Origin of the sequence: Hahella sp. CR1 (assembly GCF_029813005.1) — a bacterium.
Classification (GTDB): Bacteria; Pseudomonadota; Gammaproteobacteria; order Pseudomonadales; family Oleiphilaceae; genus Hahella.
Window position 1 is genome coordinate 687,629 of record NZ_JAPELK010000001.1, and the last position, 23,723, is coordinate 711,351.

At 56.5% G+C, this 23,723-nt stretch carries 21 protein-coding genes; 10 read left to right on the forward strand and 11 right to left on the reverse strand.

Going from position 1 to position 23,723, the window contains the following annotated elements:
* Window positions 1–30: 30 nt before the first annotated feature.
* The 3 genes from ONV78_RS03020 to ONV78_RS03030 all read right to left on the reverse strand — a co-directional run bounded on the left by ONV78_RS03020 (window position 31) and on the right by ONV78_RS03030 (window position 2,778).
* Window positions 31–1,131 carry an acyltransferase family protein gene (locus ONV78_RS03020; protein ID WP_279500991.1) on the reverse strand — a complete coding sequence of 367 codons (1,101 nt, stop codon included), beginning with the start codon at window positions 1,129–1,131 and terminating at the stop codon, window positions 31–33.
* A 312-nt stretch (window positions 1,132–1,443) separates the two neighbouring features.
* Window positions 1,444–2,334 carry an NAD(P)-dependent oxidoreductase gene (locus ONV78_RS03025; RefSeq protein ID WP_279500993.1) on the reverse strand — a complete coding sequence of 297 codons (891 nt, stop codon included), beginning with the start codon at window positions 2,332–2,334 and terminating at the stop codon, window positions 1,444–1,446.
* Between the two features lie 30 nt (window positions 2,335–2,364).
* Complete coding sequence (locus ONV78_RS03030) at window positions 2,365–2,778, reverse strand: VOC family protein (RefSeq protein WP_216735953.1); 414 nt, start codon at window positions 2,776–2,778, stop codon at window positions 2,365–2,367.
* A 104-nt stretch (window positions 2,779–2,882) separates the two neighbouring features.
* Between ONV78_RS03030 and ONV78_RS03035 the strand changes: the two genes are divergently transcribed.
* Both ONV78_RS03035 and ONV78_RS03040 read left to right on the forward strand, forming a co-directional pair.
* On the forward strand, window positions 2,883–3,839 hold the full coding sequence (locus ONV78_RS03035; protein ID WP_279500997.1) for a LysR substrate-binding domain-containing protein: 957 nt from the start codon (window positions 2,883–2,885) through the stop codon (window positions 3,837–3,839).
* Window positions 3,839–4,312 carry a hypothetical protein gene (locus ONV78_RS03040; RefSeq protein ID WP_279500999.1) on the forward strand — a complete coding sequence of 158 codons (474 nt, stop codon included), beginning with the start codon at window positions 3,839–3,841 and terminating at the stop codon, window positions 4,310–4,312. Before ONV78_RS03035 ends, ONV78_RS03040 begins: the two co-directional genes overlap by 1 nt.
* Here the strand turns inward: ONV78_RS03040 and ONV78_RS03045 are convergent.
* Window positions 4,306–5,184, reverse strand: a complete 879-nt coding sequence (locus ONV78_RS03045) for a transporter substrate-binding domain-containing protein (protein WP_216735956.1) — start codon at window positions 5,182–5,184, stop codon at window positions 4,306–4,308. The genes ONV78_RS03040 and ONV78_RS03045 overlap by 7 nt on opposite strands.
* A gap of 167 nt (window positions 5,185–5,351) precedes the next feature.
* Between ONV78_RS03045 and ONV78_RS03050 the strand changes: the two genes are divergently transcribed.
* Window positions 5,352–5,807, forward strand: coding sequence for a GNAT family N-acetyltransferase (locus ONV78_RS03050; protein WP_279501002.1), 456 nt, complete (start codon window positions 5,352–5,354; stop codon window positions 5,805–5,807).
* Window positions 5,808–5,815: 8 nt separating this feature from the next.
* Here ONV78_RS03050 and ONV78_RS03055 read toward each other — a convergent pair whose 3' ends face one another.
* Window positions 5,816–6,580 carry a zinc ribbon domain-containing protein gene (locus ONV78_RS03055; protein ID WP_279501004.1) on the reverse strand — a complete coding sequence of 255 codons (765 nt, stop codon included), beginning with the start codon at window positions 6,578–6,580 and terminating at the stop codon, window positions 5,816–5,818.
* A 143-nt stretch (window positions 6,581–6,723) separates the two neighbouring features.
* Here ONV78_RS03055 and ONV78_RS03060 point away from each other — a divergent pair, with 143 nt between their 5' ends.
* On the forward strand, window positions 6,724–8,280 hold the full coding sequence (locus tag ONV78_RS03060) for a cryptochrome/photolyase family protein (protein WP_279501006.1): 1,557 nt from the start codon (window positions 6,724–6,726) through the stop codon (window positions 8,278–8,280).
* On the opposite strand, the gene ONV78_RS03065 is transcribed toward ONV78_RS03060, so the two are convergent.
* The 3 genes from ONV78_RS03065 to ONV78_RS03075 all read right to left on the reverse strand — a co-directional run bounded on the left by ONV78_RS03065 (window position 8,281) and on the right by ONV78_RS03075 (window position 10,148).
* Complete coding sequence (locus ONV78_RS03065) at window positions 8,281–8,730, reverse strand: hypothetical protein (protein ID WP_279501008.1); 450 nt, start codon at window positions 8,728–8,730, stop codon at window positions 8,281–8,283.
* A gap of 51 nt (window positions 8,731–8,781) precedes the next feature.
* Window positions 8,782–9,201 carry a MarR family transcriptional regulator gene (locus tag ONV78_RS03070; protein WP_216735961.1) on the reverse strand — a complete coding sequence of 140 codons (420 nt, stop codon included), beginning with the start codon at window positions 9,199–9,201 and terminating at the stop codon, window positions 8,782–8,784.
* 68 nt (window positions 9,202–9,269) lie between these two features.
* Window positions 9,270–10,148: a metal-dependent hydrolase gene (locus ONV78_RS03075; protein WP_279501011.1), complete on the reverse strand. Its 879-nt coding sequence runs from the start codon at window positions 10,146–10,148 to the stop codon at window positions 9,270–9,272.
* Window positions 10,149–10,311: 163 nt separating this feature from the next.
* Between ONV78_RS03075 and ONV78_RS03080 the strand changes: the two genes are divergently transcribed.
* The 3 genes from ONV78_RS03080 (at window position 10,312) to ONV78_RS03090 (ending at window position 14,935) form a co-directional block, all read left to right on the forward strand.
* A complete protein-coding gene (locus tag ONV78_RS03080) occupies window positions 10,312–11,295 on the forward strand; it encodes an AraC family transcriptional regulator (protein ID WP_279501012.1) in 984 nt (327 codons plus the stop codon).
* 72 nt (window positions 11,296–11,367) lie between these two features.
* The gene (ggt, locus tag ONV78_RS03085) at window positions 11,368–13,140 is read left to right on the forward strand and encodes a gamma-glutamyltransferase (RefSeq protein WP_279501014.1); all 1,773 of its coding nucleotides are present in this window, start codon (window positions 11,368–11,370) and stop codon (window positions 13,138–13,140) included.
* 178 nt (window positions 13,141–13,318) lie between these two features.
* Window positions 13,319–14,935 carry an NINE protein gene (locus ONV78_RS03090; RefSeq protein WP_279501015.1) on the forward strand — a complete coding sequence of 539 codons (1,617 nt, stop codon included), beginning with the start codon at window positions 13,319–13,321 and terminating at the stop codon, window positions 14,933–14,935.
* 19 nt (window positions 14,936–14,954) lie between these two features.
* Here ONV78_RS03090 and ONV78_RS03095 read toward each other — a convergent pair whose 3' ends face one another.
* Entirely contained in the window at window positions 14,955–15,506 is a 552-nt protein-coding gene (locus ONV78_RS03095; protein ID WP_279501016.1) for a TetR/AcrR family transcriptional regulator, read from the reverse strand.
* A gap of 131 nt (window positions 15,507–15,637) precedes the next feature.
* Between ONV78_RS03095 and ONV78_RS03100 the strand changes: the two genes are divergently transcribed.
* Window positions 15,638–16,078 carry a nuclear transport factor 2 family protein gene (locus ONV78_RS03100; protein WP_279501017.1) on the forward strand — a complete coding sequence of 147 codons (441 nt, stop codon included), beginning with the start codon at window positions 15,638–15,640 and terminating at the stop codon, window positions 16,076–16,078.
* Between the two features lie 3 nt (window positions 16,079–16,081).
* On the opposite strand, the gene ONV78_RS03105 is transcribed toward ONV78_RS03100, so the two are convergent.
* Window positions 16,082–17,008: a 2-oxoglutarate and iron-dependent oxygenase domain-containing protein gene (locus ONV78_RS03105; protein ID WP_216735968.1), complete on the reverse strand. Its 927-nt coding sequence runs from the start codon at window positions 17,006–17,008 to the stop codon at window positions 16,082–16,084.
* A gap of 294 nt (window positions 17,009–17,302) precedes the next feature.
* Here ONV78_RS03105 and ONV78_RS03110 point away from each other — a divergent pair, with 294 nt between their 5' ends.
* Window positions 17,303–18,208, forward strand: coding sequence for a DUF4349 domain-containing protein (locus ONV78_RS03110; RefSeq protein WP_279501018.1), 906 nt, complete (start codon window positions 17,303–17,305; stop codon window positions 18,206–18,208).
* Between the two features lie 174 nt (window positions 18,209–18,382).
* The gene (locus ONV78_RS03115) at window positions 18,383–20,116 is read left to right on the forward strand and encodes a glycosyl hydrolase family 8 (RefSeq protein ID WP_279501019.1); all 1,734 of its coding nucleotides are present in this window, start codon (window positions 18,383–18,385) and stop codon (window positions 20,114–20,116) included.
* Between the two features lie 15 nt (window positions 20,117–20,131).
* Here ONV78_RS03115 and ONV78_RS03120 read toward each other — a convergent pair whose 3' ends face one another.
* A complete protein-coding gene (locus ONV78_RS03120; protein ID WP_279501021.1) occupies window positions 20,132–23,275 on the reverse strand; it encodes a transglycosylase domain-containing protein in 3,144 nt (1,047 codons plus the stop codon).
* Window positions 23,276–23,723 lie beyond the last annotated feature (448 nt).

A 23,723-nucleotide genomic window follows, 5' to 3' on the forward strand; every position in this document is an offset into this window, starting at 1 on the left:
ATGCGTTCGCCGCACCGGGCCTATTCGTTTTTAACGCTTCACCACCAGTGCGGAGAGGCGCGCCGCCCGCACATGGAAATCAGGCGCGGTGTAAAGAAAGACGCCCGGGCCGCGATTGGTGAGGCTCCAGACGAACAGAGACAGCGCGGTGACGCCCAGGGTCGCCAGAGTGGGATACAGCGCGTACCAACCGGTGACCGCCGCACTGCTGTCGAATACGCCGGCCTTGATCAGCGCCGGCGCCAGCCAGACATCAGCTATTTCTATAAATATTCGATGCAACACGTAAATTTGCAGTGTGTTTTTACCCATCCAGCGCAACATTTTGAAATCCGCAATGGATTGCGTGAACGCGAACCCCATGACACTGATACTCACTAGCAGCAAGCTGGTGAACAAGGCGTGCTCCCAGTGCAGCAGTTTCAAGCTCAGCGCAGCCAACCCAAGCAACGCCAGTAATGCAATACTGCGCAGACTAATGCGGCTGAGCAGGGAGAACAGTTGACGGCCGTAGAAGCAACCTAATCCGTAAAATACGCCATAGGCGATAATGCTCTTGGTGGGCCAGTAAAGGACAAAGGTTTGCCCAATTATATAACCCGCCAACAAAACCAACATCGCCAGCGGCCAGCGACTGGACAACAATTTGCAGATGGTGAAATACCAGGGTAGGGCATAGAGGTACCAAAGACTGCTTGATCCGGCCAAAGTCAGAGATACGAATTCAGTTAGACTGGAAGAATACAGGGCGTTGGTGACACCTGGCTGTTGTTTTTCAGCGCCAGCCGCCCAATCCACTACGGTAACGCATAACCATTGCAATACGCCCCAAAGCACAAAAAGGTAAGCCAGATTATAGATGCGCTTCTGCGCCACATCGCTCCAACGATACTGAGTGACGGCGCGATGCACCAGAAAACCGGAGATCATAAAAAACAGCGGCATGCGCAATGGCGCCAGATAGGTGCTCACCAAATGGTGAAAATGTTCAAACTTGACGGCGGTGGAGCTTAACTCAACTCCAGGCAAAGCATAGGAAGTAATAATGACGTGGTGAAGCACCACCAACAAAATACAAACGCCCTTCGCCGTATCAATCCAGTCGATGTTGGTTTTGGCTTGGTTCGCCATGGTCTAGCCCTTATCCATTGGTGGCGGTAAAAGTGGAAAGTCCCGGAAGATAACAAAAAACTTTTACCCTGCATACCGCGTACCAAAAGGCGCTGTCTGGCAGGTGAGTGAGCGCACGCTTTTTGCTGTTTTAACAAGACAAAAAGTCGTGTTTTGGAGGTGGGAAACCGCCCCGAAATGACGCGGAAGCATGCAACGGCGCCCGGTAATGAAGCCGATGCAAGACGCCGCGTTATCACGGCGACAGTAGGTCTCTTAAGCCAGGATTGCAGAGATGAAAGGATGCAAGAACGGAAACTTGACGGGGCAAGCTCAGACAAGCCCTCGTTCCCGCAGGATATCCATGACTTCCCGCAAAGCCGGTTCGATTTGAGTGGGCGCGCTTTGATGAGGCGTCACCCACACTTTCGGGTGGCTCCATAACGGATGAGCGACGGGCAAGGGTTCTTGTTGGAACACATCCATCATGACGCCGCGTAAATGGCCGTTGTCCAGGTGCTCCAGAAGCGCGTTTTCGTCGGTCACCGCACCGCGGGATACGCAAACCACGGCGGACCCTTGCGGCAGGCGGGAGAGACGGTCTCGGTTCAGGAAGCTCTCCGTCGCTGCATTATGAGGCAGCATGTTGATGAGAATGTCGCATTGCCCGAGAAATTCATCCAGCGCCGTCTCGCCGGCGAAAGTGGCGACGCCGGACAGTGACTTACCGCTGCGCGACCAGCCTGACGTTGAATATCCCAACTGACTCAGGTGTTGGGCGACTGCGCCTCCCAGGCTGCCCAGTCCCAGTACGCCGACGCGGGTCTCCCGATTAGCGCGGTAAGGGCTGTGAGGCAGCCAGACTTTGTCCTGTTGCGCTTGCCGAAACTGGTCGAAGTTGCGTTGAAAATGCAGGACGGCGTAGGTGGCGTATTCCGACATCGCCTGACGCATGCCGGCGTCCCGCATACGCTCTACCGGTACCCCTGCTGGCAGGCGCAATTGTCGAAGCAGTCCGTCTATGCCTGCGCCCAGACCGATGACCAATTTCAGGTTACACGCCTGGGTCCAGTCCGTCAGAGTGGGGCGCCAGATAAGCAGAACATCAATCTCTTCGATAGCGACGTCTTCTGGCGCCAGCAGCTGGAATTCCGGGCTGATGGTTTGCGCGGCTCGTCGCCACTCCCGCAGGTCGAATGCGCCGCTGTGAAATACGATGTTCATGAAGATCTCTACCGTTGTTTGGAAGCGGGATCAGGTTCTGAAAATATCGGCGTCGCTGTTGAAGTATTTAAACTCCAGCACGTTGCCGGACGGATCGCTGACAAAGAAGGTGCCTTGCTCACCCGGTTCGCCGACAAAACGGATTTTTGGCGCCAGCAGGAAGGTGTCGCAGCGTTCGGTAATGCGATCACGCACTGTTTCCCATTCGCTTTTATCCAGAATAACGCCGAAATGCGGCACGCGGATGCTGTCGCCGTCAACGGCGTTGCGGCCGGCGTCTTCCTGAGGGCTTTCCACGAGATGGGCGGTAATCTGGTGGCCAAAGAAGTCAAAGTCGATCCAGCGCTCCGCGGTACGACCGATAGCGCAGCCGAAACGATCCACATAAAAGGCGCGGGCGGCGTCCAGATTCGTCACGGGAAAGGCCAGATGAAACGGCCGCATACATACCTCCTGAAATAAGTGATAATTGAGCTGTGTGCAATTATCACTGTGAAATTAACGATTAAAAAGCGATATTAACTCAATTTGGTTGAGATTTTCTCACTATGCGGATGCTGCCTCCCTTAAACGCGGTGCGTACGTTTGAATGCGCCGCCCGTCACCTCAGTTTCACCAAGGCCGCAGAAGAACTCTGTGTGACGCCCGGAGCCGTGAGCCGCGCTATCGCCGGGCTGGAGGAACGTCTGCAAACGCCGTTGTTCAGTCAGCACAAGCGCCGCCTGCAACTTACCGCCGCCGGACGCGCCTATCTGTTTCATGTCACACAGGCGTTGGATCGCCTGTCACTGGGCACAGATGAATTGCTGCAACATCGGGGCGAGGGCGGTTTGCTGACGATTGGCGCGTTGCCGACGTTAGGCTCCCGATGGTTGATTCCCAAGCTGCAGGATTTTCAGCGGCGTTATCCCAATATCTCGGTCGAAGTGAAGACGACGCCTTCCGATTTCTCCAAGGCGTTCACCGAATTGGACCTGAATGAGCATGGTTTGGATGTGGCGCTGTATATCGGTCAGGGCGACTGGTCCGGCGTGCGGAGACATAAACTGTTCCAGGAGCGGTTGCTGCCGGTCGCGGCGCCATCGCTAAGGGAGGAGCTGGAGGCTTTGGGGCGGGGCGAAGCTGACCCCGGTCGCCTGTTGTTGCATTCCACCCGGCCTCATGTGTGGGCTCACTGGTTCGAGGCGCAGGGCTTTGATTTCACTACGCCGACCTGGCGCGCCCGCTTTGAACATTACTACATGGTGATCGAAGCAGCGATGCATGGACTGGGCGTCGCCTTGCTGCCGGAAGTGCTGGTGGCGCAGGAACTACGCTCCGGCGCGCTGTTGGCGTTGAGTGAACGGGACTTGCCGCAAGCGGAAAACTACTATTTATTGCATCACCCGGCGCGTAGTGAGGAAAATAAAATCCGGGCGTTTAGGGACTGGTTGATGCGGACGGAAGGCGCGAGAGAAAGCCCCGTATTAAAGGGCAAACCTGCCGATGTGGAAAAGGATGGCTGATGAAAAACGTAGCGCTAAAAGGTTTAAAGGTGTTGCTGGGCTTACTGTGTATTCTCCCTACGACGATGATGTATATCTTTGGGTTTTCATTAGTGATCTGGCATTTGAAACAGAATGAACAGGGATTCGATTTCAGTATTATGATCTTTTTCGCAGCGACTGGTCTCGCCTTACTGTCATTAGTGTGGTTATGGATACGGCGCCCAGGTTATGTTCTGAGAAGTGTTCCGATATGGATATGGCTGGGTTTGATTGCTGGAAATGGAGTTTTTATTTATATGCTTGGCGACACAGGCGGGCGGTCTTATCAACACTCCTTGGTTGGTCGGCTCATGGCGGGTGACTTTGACGTGCTGGTAGGGTTCTGGGTCGCAGGCGGTGGTCCCGCGCTGTTCTCATGGTATTTGCTGTATAAGGTTTACAGGCAGGGAGTGCGTCTATCTTCACAGGAGGGGACAGTCCCTCCTCAGTGAGCGGGGATCAGTCGACGGCTTTCCAGCTCCCCTTCGTATTCCAAGACCTCCCGGAAGCCGTGACGAGTATAAATATCCTGCAGGGTTCCGTCTTTTTTCACGGCTTTCAAGCCGGCGTTGAAAGCCGCCAGCTGGTCTTCATAGTCGGGCGCCTTTTTGGAAAACACCACGTACAGGAATTTGACCTCCAGGGGCGGCTCCAGAAAACGGAGGTCGCGCAGGTATTGCGGGTAGTTTTTTTCCAGCAGGTAGCGGGCGACGAATTTGTCGATGAAGATGAGTTGCACTCGGTTATAGAAGAGACGCTGTAAATTGGTGAGGTCGTCGACGACGTCTTCCTTGTACAGGAAGGACGCGCTGTCAAAGGTGTCGGTGTTGATATAGCCGCGCACCACGCCGAATTTATACTGAGACAGCGCCTGTAACGCCTCAAGCTGATTTCTTCTGGGGTCCACGCTGAACTGGATGCCGCTGTCGTTGCGTACGTAAAAGCCTACAGGGCCGCCGAGAAAGGGGTCGGAGTAAACGAAATCCTCCAGGCGGGAGGAGGAGTAATATTCCGGGAACAGCGCGTCCATTTCCCCTCGTTCGGTCATGTCCAGCGCCCGCGCCCAGGGCAGGAATTTGACGTTGGGCGTGTAGCCGCCGCGTTTGAACGCTTCCGTCACCAGTTCGTAGACGAATCCAAAATTGCGCATCTCTTCGCCGACATAGGGCTCCCAGTTGAGTGTGGCCAATATGGTCGTCGGTCGTTGCGCCGCCATGACGGACGAAGACGGGAGCAGCAGGAGGGACAGCGTCAGCACGGCGATCGCGCGGCGCGCTGATCCTGATTGCAGTGGGAGCCGTATCCAGTGAAAACGCCGTATCATCGGATTTCCGTCGTGGTGTTTTGATTTACGGGTGCGTTTTAAAGCTTAGGTGAGTCCGCCGTATTTGGCCAAAATCGGCGTCTCCCGTCACCTGCGTCGATGTGTGAAGACCGGACGGTGAGCAGCGGCCATCCGATCGGCTATGCTTGTTTGAGAGGTAGTAAACGATGAATGTAGTATTGCGACCGGCCACGGCGGCTGACGCCGATACCGTGACTGATATCATGCTGGCGTCGCGAAAGAAGTTTCTGGCTTATGCTCCTATGGCCCACTCGGAACGGGAAGTCCGTGGTTGGGTGCGATACCTGTTGCTTCCCCGCGAGTCCGTGACGCTCGCCGTGGCGGATGAGCGCATCGCCGGATTTCTCTCGTTGGACAAAGGCGACCGCCTGACCTGGCTGACTCAGTTTTATCTGGCCCCTGACTACGTCGGACGCGGCATCGGCTCGCAGCTGTTGACCCATGTGTTGTCACTGGCGTCGAAGCCGGTCAGGTTGCATTGTTTTCAGCAAAACCAGGACGCACGCCGCTTCTATGAACGCCACGGGTTTGTCCCAGTGCGCTTTACTGACGGCTCCGGCAATGAAGAACGTTGTCCTGATGTACTTTATGAATTGGCGTAGTTACGGCGTTATTCCTGTTCGTGCATCAGAAGATACTGGCTGTACAGCACCACGCCGCCCCAGACGACTGCGACAATCATGATCAATGAACCCAGTAAATGGGCGCCTTGGGCGATGCCATGGTCGAAGCGCAGCAGTCCGGTTTCCGTGAGCAGGTACTCCCAGTCATGGAAGCCGTATGGGGAGGAGTGGCCGAAGTTGCCGCCCAGCAATGGCAGTTGTCCCGCGCGCGCGTCGTTGATGTAGGGCGCCAGATCGAGGAAGTTTTCTCCGAACCACCAGGCGCACACGGCGGCCCCAAAGGTGTTGTGATGTTTGAACAGCAGAACGCCAAAACAGATGGCGGGCATGATCAGCTGGCCCAGACTGCCTCCCAGGGAAGCGATGAACTGTCCCAAGGGACGAAAAATCACATGCCCGGCTTCGTGAAAAGGCAGATTAATCAGGTGAAGAAAGGACTCGCCCGCCACGTTGGACGCGATGGAGGAGGTCATCAACCACAGTCCCCAGAGCGCCAGCGCCGCCAACAGCAGCGCGCGTCCGCCGACGGAAATGGGATCGGGAGAGGCGTCGCCGGGATATAGCAAAATGTCCCGCCAGGAAACTTTCTCTTCCGCTTCTTCCGTTTCCAGCTCGGGTTCCTGCGCGGGATGTGGGCTGTCATGGGCCTGTTGCGGCGGGTGATATTTCAAATATTTTGCGAATACAATGCCGCAGCTTTCGCAGTCGACGTTGCTATCCCTCTGTTCAAACCCGCATTTGGGACATTTCATATACTGGCGTGATCTTTTCGTAAATAGGTTTTGTGATTCTAGGTCAGCAGAGATCCGAAGCAAGCGCCAGGGCGTAATCATGACAACCCGTTCGCAACACGCAGGCGAGGGGGCTTCATCGGTCAAGCCAGGTAGAGTGCATCATGCCCGCCCATGTTCATACGCTGAGGTTGTTGCTCGGCGATCAGCTCAACGCCGCCCACAGTTGGTTCCGAGAAACAGATCCGGGCGTCCTTTACGTGATCGCGGAGCTGCCTCAGGAAGTCGATTATGTTGTGCATCATGTGCAGAAAGTCTGCGCCTTCTTCGCCTCTATGCAGGCATTCGCCGATGCCCTGCGGAAGGCGGGCCATGAAGTGCTGCATCTGACCCTGGATGACACTCAGGAGTTCGCCGATTTGCCGGCGCTATTGAAGCATCTGTGCGAACGTCATCAAGTGCGCCGCTTTGAGTATCAGCGCCCGGACGAATACCGTCTGTTGCAGCAGATGGAACGACTGCAATTAGGGGAACGGATTGAAATCGCGCCGGCGGACACGGAGCACTTTCTACTGCCTTTTGCGGAGATCTCCGATCATTTTGTGCGCGGCGAGCATCTCACCATGGAGAATTTTTATCGGCGCATGCGCAAGCGCTTTGACATTCTGATGCAGAACGGCGCGCCCTTGGGTGGCAAGTGGAATTTCGACAGCGAAAATCGCAATAAAATCAAAGCGGAGCAGTTGGCGGATATCCCCGATCCCCTGTGTTTCGATAATGATGTCAGCGCCATTCTCGAACGTCTGCGGCGACACGGGGCGAAGACCTTCGGCGTCGCCCATGAGCGTTTGCTGTGGCCGGTGACGCGGCGTCAGGCGCAGCAATTGCTGCAACACTTTTGCGAACGGTGTCTGCCTCAGTTCGGGCGCTATCAGGACGCCATGACCGACGCGGTGGAGGCGCAGTGGAGTTTGTATCACTCCCGGCTGTCATTCGCCTTGAATACCAAAATGTTGCATCCCATGCAGGTGATCCGCGCGGCGCTGGAACGTTATGAGCAGGCTAATGGAGACATCAGCCTGCCTCAGATCGAGGGCTTTGTGCGGCAGATTCTCGGTTGGCGTGAATACGTGCGTGGCGTTTACTGGGCGAATATGCCGGAATACATGCAAAGCAACGCGCTTGACGCAGGAAGACGCCTTCCCGGTTACTTCTGGGACGGCGACACCCATATGCGCTGCGTCAGCAAGGTGGTGGGGCAGTCGCTGCAATACGCCTACGCCCACCATATTCAACGTCTGATGGTGACGGGCAATTTCTGCCTGTTGACCGGGATTGATCCGGATCAGGTGGATGAATGGTATCTGGGCGTTTACGTGGACGCCATCGAATGGGTGGAAGCCCCCAACACCCGCGGCATGAGCCAGTTCGCCGACGGCGGTCTGATCGCCACTAAACCCTACGTCAGCGGCGGCGCCTATATTCATCGCATGAGCGATTACTGCAAGGGGTGCCGTTACGACGTCAAAGCCAAGACCGGCGCCAACGCCTGTCCCTTCAACAGCTTTTACTGGCGCTTTATTGAGCGGCATCGGGAACGGCTTCAGCATAATCCTCGGCTCGCCATGATCTACCGGACTTGGGAGCGTTTCTCGCAGGAGCAGCGACGTGAGATCCTGGCGCAGGCGGAGGACTATCTGGAGCGGATCGAATCCCTGTGATCAGAAGGCGGGTCGGCTGCGGCGGAACGGTTTCCTGATCGCCACCACCACAAGGGTCAGTATCAGCAGCACGTTAAACGCGCCGAACACCGCTTCCCGCAGCATGGCGTGATCGAAGACCTGATTGGCGTCGTTGACCGTCTCCAGGGATTGCAGAATGGCCGGATACACCATCAACTGGGCATTCAGGGCGATCAGAACAAACCCGGCGACTTTTATCCACAACCAGGTCGCTTTGGGCTTTCCAGACAACAGAATGCCGCTGAGGCCGGCGAGCCACATCGCCGGCAGCGTCAGCCAACCGGTTCCGGCGGCGACCCATTCCCGGTTCAGCGTCAGAGCGCGTAAGTCATCTTCCGGCAGGATCGCCCCGAAGAAGATATAGGCGGCGATGCTGCCAAAGAACACGGCGATCGACAGTAGATGAACGGTTTTTAGTAAAGTTCTCACAAACAGACTCCTTTTTTGTTAGTGCGCTAACTATATGCTTAAAAAAACGCCCTACGACATGTTTTTCAAAACGCGTCGCAAGTAGTCTTTGAATTGGGAAGCTTCTTCAGGCGTGAAGGCGTTTAACGCCCGCGCATTGATGTCCTGGGCCAGAATCGGCAACTCGCCCATCAACTCAACGCCCTTGGCGCTGATATGTATCCGGTAAGCGCGTTGATCGCTAGCGTCCGGGACTTTCAGGATCAGCCCCTTGGCGTCCAGCCGACGGATGATGCCCGACATGGTGGGGCGGTCGAAAAACAGCGATTTTCCCAGCTCGCTGATTTTCTGGCCGTCGTTTTGTCGCAACCGCGCCAGCACTGACCATTGTCCTGGCGTCAGATCATAGGGACGCAATGCCGTCTCCAGAGCGAATTTCATCTCTCCGGCGGCTTTGTTGAGCAGAAAACCCAGGCTGTCATCTAATTTCATGGCGCAGTATGTTAGTGCGCTAACAATATCGCTGCAAGTAGAATTCTAAATAGAGCCTTGCAGAGGGCTCAGGCCGCCTCCGTCGGGCGCTCATTATTGTTGAGCCAGCGCGCCACTTCCTCCCGGTCATCCACTTCCCAGGGATGGAAGTCGCGACGTAAATAGCGCAGAAACTGAGGCAATGACTGGCGCAGTACGCCGGGCTTGCCCCACAGGAAATTCAGTCCGTGCAGCCAGGTCTTCAGATCCCAGAATTTCCCCTCCGTTTTCAGCATGGAGCCGGTGTTGAGAAAGGTGAAGCGGAAGAACTGGAAGGTGACGATCCAGAACGCCACGAAGCGCATCCGATAGAGACCGACCTGGCTTTGATACACATCGAAGGCCACGGATTTATGCTCGATTTCCTCCACCGCATGCCAGCGCCATAACGCCTGCATGGTTGGGCTTGCGCCCGCCATCCAGTCTGGATTCTTCAATACGCCGTGAGCCAATACGGCGGTGTAGTGTTCGGCGGCGCAGGTCCCCGCCAGACGACGACTGCGTTTGAATCCGCCGACAAACTCCATGTGTTTGTGAAAGCGGGCGTTCATTTTGTCCAGGTTATAGCCGCGTTGCGCCAGAGCGTCGTTGTAGCGGGCGTGTTCCCGGCTATGAATGCCTTCCTGACCGATAAATCCCCGAATGTGCTGTTGCAGCTGGGGATCTTTCACATTTTTGCGGTAGTCGCGCACGGCCTTGATGAACAGATGCTCGCCCTCGGGAAATTGCAGGGAGAGCGCATTGAAGAATGCGGTTTTAAATGCGTCGCCGCCATGCCAGAGCGTGCTGAGTTCGGCGTCCACGTCGAAGCTCAGATTGCGCGGCTCGACGTTGATCTCCGGCGGCGTGCGGCTGTCGCCCTCTCCTGCGGCGGGGTGGCGTTCTGTGGTGGTGTGTTCCATTGTCATGACGGCGTCTCCCGTTGACCCAAGTGATCTGATTACAATCTATAACCGGACGCTGCTCGCAAACAGGTTGCGGCCCATCGAATAGCGGGTCATTCTTTGTCACAACGACAGACTCGGCGCCGGACGCCGCCAACAACAATAAACCTGAGCGGATAAAGCTGTCATGAGAGGTCATTACGTTGCAGCGTTGATCGACTTGTTAGTGGAGCGTGGCGTTGATCGCGCGGAATTTTTGCAGGATTGCCAGTTACAGGAAGACGAACTCAATGCGGACACCCTGATCGACCAACGGCGCCTGGAGCGGGTGACCCGCCTGGCGGCGGAGCGGGTGCAGGAGACCGGCATTGGTCTGCTGGTGGGGCGACGTCTGAATATCAACACTCATGGCGCGCTGGGATACGCCGCCATGGCCAGCGCCAGCTATGAACAGGCGCTGCAACTGTTGGTGAAGTTCTACAGCGTGCAGGCGCCCAAGGCGTATTTTGAATTGCGGACTTGCGACGGCTATTACGAGCTGGCCTGCGAGTCCAGTTTCAAGCTGCCAGAGCGGCCCTGGGTGACCACCGAATTTCTGATCAGCAGCATCTACACATCCACGGAATTTCTCCTGAGCGGCCGCATGCAGGGCGTGGAAATCCATCTTAGTTATGCGGAGCCGCCTCACGTGGCCTTGTATAGAGAGATGTTTCAGGCGCCGGTACGGTTTCAGCAGGCGTTTACCGGCATCCTTATTCCCTTCAGCGTAGCGCGGCAGCCGCTGCCCTCGGCGGACCCCCTGGCGGCGAGCCTGTTCACCAAACGCTGTGAGTCCATCCAGCATGATGACCGGGATGAACAGCTGCCGCGACGGGTGAAGGAAATGCTGTACGCCGGCGCAGGAGAATTCCCCAGCCAGACCGAGCTCGCCTCGCGATTGCATATGAGCGTAAGCACCCTGCACCGTAAGTTGGCGGAGCAGGGCGCTACCTACAAAGCGCTGCTGGCGGAAGTGAAAAAAGAACTGGCGCTGCAGCACTTGCGGGACAGCCGTCTGACCGTGGATGAAATCGCGCAGTTACTGGGCTTCAGCGACGCTTCCAATTTCCGCCGCGCCTTCGTCGGCTGGACCGGCGAGACGCCCAGTGAATTTCGCAAACGATGCTTGTAGGCGCTTGTTATTACTGGCATGTTATTGGCGTACAAGAACGGCATTGTCCATTCACCAATAAGGAATGTTGTTATGCTAAGCGAAACAAAAAAAATAACTGACGCTCGCCTTTTTGGCTTCAAGTCTCTCGTAACTATCCTCTCGAAACCCTTCTTACTCACCCTGACCTTGGCGGTCGCGGCGCCCACCAACGCTGAATTCATTCTGGAGGGAGACCGTAGCGTTCCCACGGAAGCGCATCACGGCATGGTGGCCACCAGCCATACACTGGCGACGGAAGAAGCATTGAAGGTGTTGAAAAACGGCGGCAACGCCATCGACGCCGCAGTGACCGCCGCTTTCGCGCTGGCGGTGACGCAACCCCGTTCCGGCAATATTGGCGGCGGCGGCTTCATGCTGATCTCCTCGGAAAGCCGCAACGAAGTGATTGCTATCGATTACCGGGAAAAAGCGCCGGCGGCCGCCTCCCGGGATATGTATCTGAACAAGGACGGCGACGCGGACAGCAATCTGAGTCGCTTTTCACACAAAGCGGCGGGCGTGCCTGGCACAGTGGCGGGATTGGCGCTGGCCCTGGAGAAATACGGCACGATCTCTCTGCAGGAAGCTTTGGCCCCGGCGATCCGGCTGGCGGAGGAAGGCTTTATCGTCACGCCCCGCTTCAGTCATGGGGTGAAAGACAGCGCCGAAAGACTGGGCAAATGGGACTCTTCCCGCAAAGTGTTTTTCAAAGCGGACGGCTCTTTCTACGAACCCGGCGACCGCTTTATCCAGAAAGATCTGGCGGCGACCCTGAAACGCATTTCCGAGAAAGGCGTTAAAGGCTTTTATGAGGGCGAAACCGCCAAGCTGATCGTGGAGGAAATGAAGCGCGGCGGCGGACTGATTACGCTGGAAGACCTGAAGAGTTATCAGCCGGTCATGCGCGAGCCCGTTCACGGGACCTACCGGGGCTTTGATATTTATTCCATGAGCCCGCCCAGCTCCGGCGGCATCCATGTGATACAGATTCTGAACATTCTGGAAGGCTATCCCATCGGCTACCTCGGGCATAACTCCGCACAAACGATTCATCTGATGGCGGAAGCCATGAAGCGCGCCTATGCAGACCGCTCCAAGTACCTGGGCGACCCCGATTTTGTAGAAGTGCCGCAGAAAGGGTTGGTGTCCAAAGACTACGCGGCGAAGCAGCGCAAGGATATTCCCATGAACCGCGCCACGCCCAGCTCTACGCTGGCGCCGGACAACCCCCTGCCTTATGAAAGCAATGAGACCACCCACTTCTCCGTCGCCGATAACAAGGGCAATGCGGTGTCCACCACCTACACCATCAACTTCAGCTACGGATCGCATATTGTGGTCGATGGCGCTGGCTTCCTGTTGAACAACGAAATGGATGACTTCAGCGCCAAACCGGGCGTGCCCAACGCCTATGGTTTGCTGGGCGGCGAGGCCAACAAGATCGAAGGCAATAAGCGCATGCTCAGCTCCATGTCGCCGACCATCGTGAAAAACAAAGGCAAGAACTTCCTGATTACCGGCAGTCCCGGCGGCTCTCGCATCATCACCACGACCTTGCAGGTGATCATGAATGTCATCGACCATCACCTGAATATTCAGGCGGCGGTGAACGCGCCCCGTATTCACCACCAGTGGTCGCCAGATGAGATCCGGGTGGAAGAAGGTCTCAGCCCCGATACCGTGAAGCTGCTGGAAGGAATGGGGCATGCGGTGAATCAGAAGGCGGCGATGGGCGCCAGCCAGAGCATTCTCATTGATGAAAACGGCGTGTTTTTCGGCGCCGCCGACCCCCGTCGCAGCACATCCTCCGCCATGGGTTTTTGACCCTTCGGGCTTTTAAACTATCCTTACATCCTAGTACTATGCGCCGCTTTTTCTTAACGAAGAAGCGGACGCTTCTCCCATCTCAGTTTTGACCACCACGTCGTAGAACGAACTCAGGATGGTCGTATAATAGCGTAGTATCAATCACTTAGCGGCTGTAAGGCTGACAGGAATAGTCGTGTCTGAATTAAAATTCGATGTTGTTTTATTGGGGCAGTGCCAGCAGGGCATGAACCCAGATGATGTAATAAACAAACTGGCCGCCTTGTTCAGGACGGATGTGGACAAGGTGGAAAAAATGATGGTGAAGAGCCGTCATGTGATCAAGAAAGGCGTTGATGGCGCCACCGCCAAAAAATATAAAACCGCGATAGAGCAGGCCGGTGGCGTGTGTGAACTGGTCAAGAGCGCCGTGGCGCCGGTGCAGAAAGAACCGCCCATGCGCGCAGCGTCTGCGCCCAAGCCTGCCGCCGCCAAGTCCGCTGAACCGATAAGAGCGACGGCCAATGATGCGGTGGCGAACGCCTACCGTGCGCCTGTTGCGCCGGTAGTGAAAGATCAAATCGTTTATTGTCGTCAGTGCGGCGCGCATATCTCCGCCACTTTGAGCGAGTGCCCTCATTGTCACGCCAAACAATCCCCCACCAGCTCCAAGAGCAAAGTGACGGCGGGGCTGCTGGCGTTTTTCCTGGGCGGACTGGGCGTGCACCGCTTCTATCTGGGGCAATGGTGGGGCATTTTCTATATGTTGTTCTGGTTTACCTGGATTCCCAGCATAGTGTCGTTGATTGAGGCGATCGTCTTTTTTGCGTCGTCGGAAGACAGATGGCAGGAAAAATACGGTCAGGTTCGCGGCGGCGGCGCGGCTATGATTGTCGCGGCGGTTGTCGGGTTATTTGTAATGGTGGCCTTTATCGGCATCCTGGCGGCGGTAGCGATCCCCGCTTATCAAGACTACATAGCGCGCTCTCAAGTCCAGACCTCTATGCCGTTTGTTAAGGAAAACCAGGACAAAGTCAGCGCTTTTATCCAGCGTACGGGCTTCTATCCCAACCAGAACCTGGATGCGGGGTTGCCTGAGGAGCTGCGCGATAAAGTCGCCAGTATTCAGCTGCAACAAAACGCCCGCATGGTCGTGACTTACGACATCAAGAGTCTGCGCGAAAATAACACCATTGACTGGGTTCCCGCAGAAAGGAACGGTCAGATTGAATGGACCTGTATGGAAGGCTCCATGCCGGATCAATACCGCCCGACTATATGTCGGGGCGGAAGCCACACCAGCAGCGGAGACCGGCGCGTCTCCGCCGCGTCGGAGGCATTGGACAAGGTGCTGCGCAGCGCTGACGGACGTTTGTCCCTCAGCGTGCCCGGACGTTGGAAGAAAATGGATGACCTGAATGAAGAGGCGTCTCTGGGAGTCGGCAACTTGTTCGATGACGCCTATGCGCTGATTCTGGAAGAGTCCCGCGTTGATTTTGAAGACGGCTATACATTGACGGACTATTCCGAACTCATTGTGTCCCTGATGCAGGAATCTCTGGAAAATCCCCGCACGCTGGGAGAGTGGAGCCCGGTTGAAATCAATGGCCTGCCTGCGCGCCAGGTGGCGCTGACCGGCTCGACCGGAGGCGTCAAAGTGACCTACCTGATCACCACAGTGATGGGCGACGCGCACTTTTATCAGGTGCTGGGTTGGACGCTGGCGTCCCGTTACGACAGTAAAAGCGAGGTGCTGCAAGCCGTCGCGGCCAGCTTCAAGGAGCGCAAAAATAGCGGTCCGGTGGCCAACTGACGCGATCCGGCTTCTCGACTCAGACGCGTAATATCGCCGCGCATAAAGCCCGCGCCGTCTGGGCGTAATCCGCGTCGCCAAAGCACTGGGCGCGAATAATAGCGCCGTCGATCAGCACCCCAATCTGCCGCGCCAGACTTTCATCCTCCACGCCTGCCTCTTTCAGCCACTGGGCGACTTTCTCATCCATATCCTGCTTATGTCGCCGCGCCAGCTCCCGTTCCGGCTCCTGAGCGTCATAGATCTCCGCCGTCACATTTAAAAACGCGCAGCCGCGAAACTCAGGGTCGTCGAACCATTCCCGTAAGGCGTCGAAGATGCCCAGCACCCGCTCTTTACTTGGAGCGTTGAGCGCTTCCACTCTGTTGGTGAACCATTGCATCCAGCGTTGGTGACGCTCCTGCAATGCATCCATCACCACATCCTGCTTGCTAGGGAAATGCTTGTAGAAGGTGCGTTTGGCCACCTCGGATTCCTGAATCACCTGATCCACCTGAGTGGCGCGAAGCCCTTGCTTATAAAACAGGCGATAGGCGCTTTCGATAATTTTTTCTCGTGCTGAAACTTTCATAATCAATCACTTAACAAATAAGTAGACGAATTTGTCTACTTTCTGATTGCAAAGGTAGACTGGTTTGTCTACTCTCTCCTGCGTAAGTAGACAATATAGTCTACTTTTTGATGAAAACAGAGAGGCAATTCATGTTTATTGAAAGAGACGGCAAGCAGATTCCAGTTCCTCCTTTTACCGAAGCGTCCGCCCGCGCCAAGGTGAAAATGGCGGAAGACGCCTGGAATAGCTGTAATCCAGAGGTGGTTGCATTGGGATATACGGAGGACTCGGAGTGGCGTAATCGCGCTGAATTTTTCCAGGGACGTGAGCGTATACGTGAGTTCTTGACCCGTAAATGGGAGCGGGAAACCCGTTACAAACTGATGAAGGAGTTATGGTGCTATCAGGACAACCGTATTTCCGTGCGCTTTGAGTATGAGTGGTATGACGCAGAGGCGGGGAGATGGATGCGCACCCATGGTAATGAGCACTGGGAGTTCAATGCAGAGGGACTGATGGCGCGGCGCGATATGAGCGCCAATGATTACGCCATCAACCCCTCAGAACTGCGTTACGCAGTGGCTGGCTGAGAGTTACTTCTTCAGCAGACCGATCTGGCGCAGACGCTCAACCAGATAGTCGTGAGACAGAATAGGTTCGTCGCGCACTGGATTCTCTTCGGTGACGCACTGCGGCAGAGCGGTCAGCCACACGTCCGGATTGGGATGTACGAAGAACGGAATCGAGTAACGGCTGTGTTTGGACGCCTCGCCTTTGGGATTCACCACGCGGTGAGTGGTGGAAGGCAGTACGTGGTTGGTCATGCGTTGCAGCATGTCGCCGACGTTACAGATGATAGTGCCTTCGATCATGGAGATCGGCGTCCACTCGCCCTTCTTGCTCAACACTTCCAGGCCTTCCTGCTCGGAACCGACCAGCAGAGTGATCAGGTTGATGTCTTCGTGAGCGGCGGCGCGCACGTTAGGCAGGGAATCATCATTGATCGGCGGATAGTGCAGGGGACGCAGGATGCTGTTGCCGAAATTGATTTTCTCACGGAAGAAGTTTTCGTCTTCGCCCAGGAATAACGCGAAGGCGGACAACATGCGGTTGGACAGGTTATCCAGAGCCTGATACATCTCCAGCATGGCGGACTTGAAGTCCGGCAGTTCTTCCGGCCATACGTTGGGGATCAGTTGCTCGTAAGGCGGCTCGCCTTGCACTTCCCGGCCCACATGCCAGAACTCTTTCAGGTCCACCACGGCGGCGTCTTTGGCGATTTCTGTGCCGAACGGGGTATAACCGCGTGCGCCGTAGTTATCCAGGAAGTATTTTTTCTTCACCTCTTCCGGCAATGCGAAGAATTTCTCCGCGGCGCGCAGGGCATTGAAGATAGTTTCTTTAGGTACGCCGTGTCCGGTAATTCCCGCAAAGCCCCATTCTTTATATGCGGCCCCTAGATCGGCCAAAAACGCCTGCCGGTCTGAGTCAAACCGGGAAATATCGAGAACTGGTATCATAAGAAAACCCTTCTGTTTAACTGTTATTGTTAGCGGGAGTGTAATAGAAAACTCGACCATTTGGTTAAGAAATTTAAAACTGCCGCTTAAAACTTGCGATGCGTCAAACCCGGCGCACAGGAATGCGGTGGCGGTGAAAACACCCGCCTCATTGGGGCGGGCCGCCAGGGTGACGGACAAATCGGGGGCGCAATTTTAAGCGTCCGTCTTTGGATTTACTAACACTTCTTGAGCAATTGTCCTTAAGATAACCGCGGCCGTTAAGATTCAAACATCAGGGAGGATTCGGTTATCGTGAAACGCCACGTCCTCCCTGTTGGTCAGGCATGCGCCGCAATCAGCGCTATTCGCCTGTCCGGCCTCTGTTTTCGTCCGTCATCCCTGTTCCAGAAGGAAATGATTTCCATGCAGAAACCGATTTTGCGCCGCTTTATGTGGGCGATACTCATGCTGACCCTGGCCGCCTGTAGCCCCACTGATTACCCGGGGCGGATGCAAGGCGATGCGTCTTTACGGGCGGAGTCCGCCCAGCGTGAATCCAACCCCTACCTGGCTTATGAGCACTCTGTTCGCGCGCGCTTGCAGGAAGACAAGATCGCCGTCACGCACCAGCAAATCATGGACGCCTGCGCGGCGGACCGGGAAAACCACTGCACGCTGCTCGACGCCGATCTGAACCGGGAATACGCGCGCGCCAGTCTGCGTTTACGCATCAAACCCGCCGGCGTGAAGCCGATTCTGCAACAACTGGCGCAGGCGGGGGATGTGACGCAGGTGAATACCCATGTGGAGGATCTGGCGGCGTCCATCGTTGATGCGGAAAAGCAGGTGGAGATGCTGACCAGTTACCGGGACCGCCTGCTGGAACTGGAGAAGCGTTCCGCCGACAACATCGATTCACTGATCAAAATCGCCTCGCAATTGGCGCAAACTCAGGCGGAGCTGGAGCAGGCCATGGGCGATAACGCCTATCTGCTGCAGCGGGTGAACATGGATATCCTCAACATCTCCTTCGACGCGGAGCATAATGAGTCGTTCTGGAATCCTATCAGTCGCTCGCTGTCCTCATTCTCGGAAGACCTGTCGGAAGCCATCTCGGAAGTTATCACCGCCTGCGCCTACCTGCTGCCATGGCTGGTGATGCTGAGCCTTCTGTTCTTCCCTCTGCGGTTTATCTGGCGCAAGTTGCGTCGGCGTTAGCCGGGCGCAGAAATAGCGTCCAGTTCAATTTTGGCGCTCTTTATTCGAAGAGCGCCTACTCCAAATCCCCTGTCGGAATACGCTGGTATTTACTCCATTCGGGTGATCGTTTGGGAACGATTCCCATCCTAGACTCGGGCGACAACCTGAAAAAACGAGTAAAGGAAGCGGACCATGATGCCTGATACATTTCGAATCGCGCCTTTGGCGGCGCGGGTGATTCTTCTCTCTGGATTAGCCTTGAGCGCGCAGACGGCGCTCGCCGGTTGCGCGGACTCGACGGCGAAAACAACCATCGCTGCGGCGGATGCGGTTTGTCAGGAATCTCTGGCGCAGCAGGCGCAGGCGGCGCGGCCTTTTCCTCAGGCGCTTGAGTTCGCCGGCAAAATCAAACCGGATCATGTGTCTCAGGCGCAAATGAACGCCAAGGTCGCCCAGTTCTACGATTATTGGAAAAGCGCTTACGTGAAACCGTCCAACGGCAATACGCCCGGCGGCGGCTATTACGTCAACATGAAAGGAACCGGCGGCGACGGTAATGAGATCACCACCTCGGAGGCTCATGGCTACGGCATGATGCTGTTCGCTCTCATGGCCGGGCATGACGGCGAGGCGAAGCAGTACTTCGACGGCATGTACAACATGTACGACAAGCATCGCTCCACGCTCAACAATCATTTGATGTCATGGGTCATCGACGCCAGCGAAAACACGAGCAAGGATTCCGATTCCGCCTCCGACGGCGATATGGACATCGCCTATGCGCTATTGCTGGCGCATTATCAGTGGGGCTCCGATGGCTCCATCAATTACCTGCAACAGGCGAAGCGCATCATTAATAACGGTCTGAAAGGCGATGATGTGCACCGTTCTTCCAAGCGCACCATGCTGGGGGATTGGGATGACGACCAGTGGACTACCCGCTCCTCCGACTGGATGACGGATCACATGCACGCCTATCAGCAGGCCACTGGCGACGCATTCTGGGGCGAGGCGGCGGACACCGCCTATGGCGTCATCGACAAGATGACCCAAAACCACGCCAGCGCCACCGGATTGATGTCGGACTTTGTTATCGACAGCAATCCCCGGCCGGCGCCGCCGAATTTCCTTGAGGCGGACACGGACGACGACTTCTCCTGGAACGCCTGTCGCTATCCTTTGCGTATCGCCATTGATGCCGCGCATTTCGGCGACGCGCGCGCCAGCGCCGCCATGAGCAAACTGATGCAATGGGCGGTCAACGCTACGGGTGGCGATCCCGGCGGCGTCATGGCCGGCTACAAGCTTAATGGCGAGCCTTTAGTGGGCTATTCCGCCATGGCGTTCACCGCGCCAATGGTGGCGGCGGCTTCAGTCACTGGGCATCAGAGCTTCCTCAATCAGGGGTGGGATCTGATCAGCGGCAATCGCTCTGACTATTACTCCGACTCTATCAATCTGCTGTCCATGCTGTTTATCTCCGGCAACTGGTGGTCGCCGGTAGAGGGCGGCGGTGATGACGGTGACGATAATGGTGGGGACGATGGCGGCGATGACGGAGATGACGGAGATGACGGAGATGACGGAGATGACGGAGATGACGGAGATGACGGAGATGACGGAGATGGTGGCGACAACGGAGGGGATGATGGCGGCGACGGTGGCGATCAGGACAACCCCGCGCAAACCACCTTGCGTAAAACTGATGACTGGGGCGATGGCTACTGCGCAGATGTGCGCGTCCTCAACGCCAGCGACAGCGATCTGGTCTGGTCCGTGTCCGTTCCCATCGAAGGACAGGTCTACACCGCCTGGAGCGCGAACTGGAGCCAGCAAGGCAATGCGCTGAACGCTTCCGGGGTGCACTGGAACCGGGAGTTGGGGCCACGGGAAAGCACGGAGTTTGGTTTCTGCGCCAATCGCTGAGCGATCACCCGGAGGCTATAGCGGCGGGAGCATATCCACTTCCGCCTGCGCCAGCTCCTGATGCGGCTTGACGGTGTCGATGCACAGGGTCACGTCGCCGGGGGTGAGGTAGGGCTCCAGAATTGGCGCCATACCGCGTAATACCTGCACCGGCAGCGCGGAGGTGAAATGGAAGTCGCTGGAGGCTTTGCCCGGCACATAGGCGGTAAGCGCGCCGAAATGGTTGCTTCCCAGATAGAACACAAAGGTGGCGGTGCGATTGAGCGCCGTGCCGCCGCTGCGACGCCCGTTATCGGAGATATTGAAGATACGGTTGTCGCCGGTGCCGGTCTTGCCGCCCAACGCCAGCATGCGTCCATCGGGCAGTACGAAACCGCCTTGCAGGCGCCGCGCCGTGCCAGCCTCAACCACGTCTGACAACGCGTCTCTCAATGCCGCCGCCACATACGGGTCCATGACCCGGTCGGCAGTGGTGCGATAGTGCCGCAATTTCACTTCATAAGGCGTCTCCGCAGCGAAATGCAACTGATCCAGGCGGAAGGTGGGCAGGCGCAGGCCATCGTTGAGGATGATGCCCATCAACTCCGCCAGGGCGGCGGGACGGTCGCCGGAACTGCCCAGAGCGGAGGCCAGCGAGGGCACCAGATGGTCGAACGGATACCCCAGACGACGCCAGCGCTGATGCAGGTTGGCGAAAGCCTCAACTTCGAGCATGGTGCGGATACGGGAGTCCTGCGCATTCTTGGCGCGGGTGCGGAACAGCCAGCCATACACTTCCTGGCGACGCTCGCGACTGGCCGCGGAGAGTTCAGCGAACTCCGCCTGCGGATGTTTCTGTAAATACGCTAGCAACCACAACTCCAACGGATGCGCTTCGGCGATATAGGCTTGATCCGGCAGGCTGAAAGCGCCGGGGGCATAGCGTACGAACAATTCCTCCATGCGTTCGTCGCTGATTCTGTCATGGGGCAGTCGCTGCGCCAGAAAAGTCTCGAAGGTGCGCAGATCCGAATAGGGGAAGATATAGCGATGCGCCGCCGCCAGCCGCACTGGATTCAAGCGCAGACGGTCCAGAAATATATCCAGTTGCTCTTCGCTGCTTTTACCTTGATAGGCGCTCCAGAAACGTTGCAGGAAGATCAATCCCTCGCGGTCGGCGAAGCGCGCCAGATATTCATGGCGACGGGGATCGTTGGGGTCTCCCAGTAATTGCCGGCTGTCCTGCTGGTTGGCGTTGATCTCATGGCGCACCAGATCCTGCAACAGGCGCACGAAGGGCAGGTTGATGGACTCGCGCAGGGACTCTCGCACGGTGGGAAAGCGATGATTGTCCTGACTGCTGAAATTGCGGAAGGTATGAACCCCGCCGCCTGTGAAGAATATCTCTTCTGGATTGGCGGAATAACGTCTGTCCAGCGCCGCCTGCAGCATGGGCGGCAGGGATTTGTCCTCCGCCTGGATCAGATACTCCAGCGCCCAGGCGGTGATGGGATCATGTGACGTCTTGGCGGTGTGACGCAGGACTTCTTCGTCCTCGGCGGCGTAAGTCAGGTGCAACGTGGCGATCAGTTCCAGATAGCTGGCCAGCACCCGCAGTTTGGCGGTGGAGCCCAGCTCCAGCTTGCTGCCCTCGTTGATGTCGAAGGGCTGTCCGGTGTTGTCGGTCTGCACCCGCACCCGGTTACCGGTGGCGGAGCGCTCGAACAGGGTGAAGCTGTAATACACCTCTCGCGCCTGGCCCTCGGACAGTAAACGCGGCCCTACCAGTCCAGTGGCTTTGGCGAATTCAGGGTCGCTCAGGCCGCGCAAATAGGCGGACACCTGACGTTGCAGGCTGCCCTGCAGGGTAGAGGAGGCAGTCAGATCGGTGCGATCCAGGTCGTACAGGGACAAATTGAACATCCGCGCCAGACGCAGGCGCGCCACATTGACGCCTTTGTCCGCATCCACCGGCGTCACTACGCGGGCTTCCGTAAAATCACGATAGTGCGTGCGTTGCCCCAGGGCGGCGTCCCGCAACGGCGCGCCGATCTCGCCGCCATTGGCCATCAGGCGCAGATAGCTGTCAGTGAGATTCTCCAGGTCGGCGCGGCCTTGCATCAGATAATAGGAAGGGCGTCGATGTGCGATCATCAGGGACAATATGCGGCGCAGCGTCTGAGCCTGCTTTTCCAGCAGCTCGCCTTCCGCGCCGTTCATGTTGAGCAGATGGTTAGCCTCAATAAAGTCCGCCCCGAACCAGACCCACAAACCATCGCCGACGCCGTGTACTTCGCCTTGACCGGGCGCGGCGGCCAGCGGGACCGTATTCAGGTAGGACAGCACCAGATCCTTGCGGGCGGACAGCGTTTCCGGCCCGGTTTGATAAGCGCGCACGCTGGCGGACAGCATTTGCAGCAGCTTGTCGCGGGGTGAGGAAGTCAGCCCTTCGGCGGAATGGCGATACTTTTCCATTTGCGTGGCCAGGGTACTGCCGCCCATAGAGGCGAAATCTCCGCCTAACGTGTTGCCGATGCGCACAATGGCGGCCTTGCTGAAGCGCCCCCAGTCCACCGCGGGATTAATCAGCGGGTGCTCCGTATCCAGCAGGTTACGGTTCTCAATAAACAGCAACGTGCTCGCCACTAGCGGCGGCACGGATTCAAAGTCGTCATAAATCCGCTGTGGATAACGGTTGCGGTACATCACGTCCCCGCGACAGTCGAGAATATCCAGTCCCGCCTGTGACTTCTCCCGATAGGGTGGGAACAGACCGTGGGAGGTGTACTCCATCAAGGCGGGAGAGAAATTGGCTTGGGATTTAACCTCCCAGCTTTGCTGATTCAGTTGCTGCAGAAAATCCGGCAGAGCCACATATCCCAGACGCTTATCAAACGGCCCCTGCTCAGGATAGCGCACCGCCTCCGCAGGCCCCGCAGTAAGGCTGTAGTTCAGTTGACCGGCGTAGCGCGAAAACAACCGCGCCTGAAAACGAGAAGTGTGACTTTCAAAGTAAAAAAGGAGAGTTCCCACGACCAGAATAAGCGCGGTATTGCGCAACAGCACCCTCTTCAACCCCGCCCCTTGCTCATTTTCGACAAAAGAGGGCAGAGAATCCGGCTGGGATTCGGAATCAGGTCTGTTAGGCCAATTTTGGCGGGCTTTAAATATCGTAAACATAATTAAATCAATCACTTATGGATAATACTGCTGTTCAATAAATGATCAATATGATTTATTATGTCCACAAAGTGTCCACAGCCGCAAGCGGTGTCCACGGGATGCTGGCTGCGGCTTCCTCCTTAAACTTGGCTCCCCCGTACTTCAAAACATAGCTGAAAGTTTCAATTTAGGAAAATCGTTAGCTCTCACATGCTCGCCAGTGGCGGGCCTTCCCTCGGCTATCCAGTTTCATGGCGAAAAGCTTTTCTCGAAACCCGCAGGCGTGGGGAGGAGTGAGTTTTCACTCTATAACGGTTTGCAAGCCGTAGCATGCGTTATTAGCAGAGTAGAGATTTAGGTACTAGTTTATCCCTAGGAAGGGACATTAACTTACGTTGACGAGCATCAATGCGTAGTTGACATTATGGAAGAGTTTTTTAAAGCTAGTATACAGCAGCTAGAGACA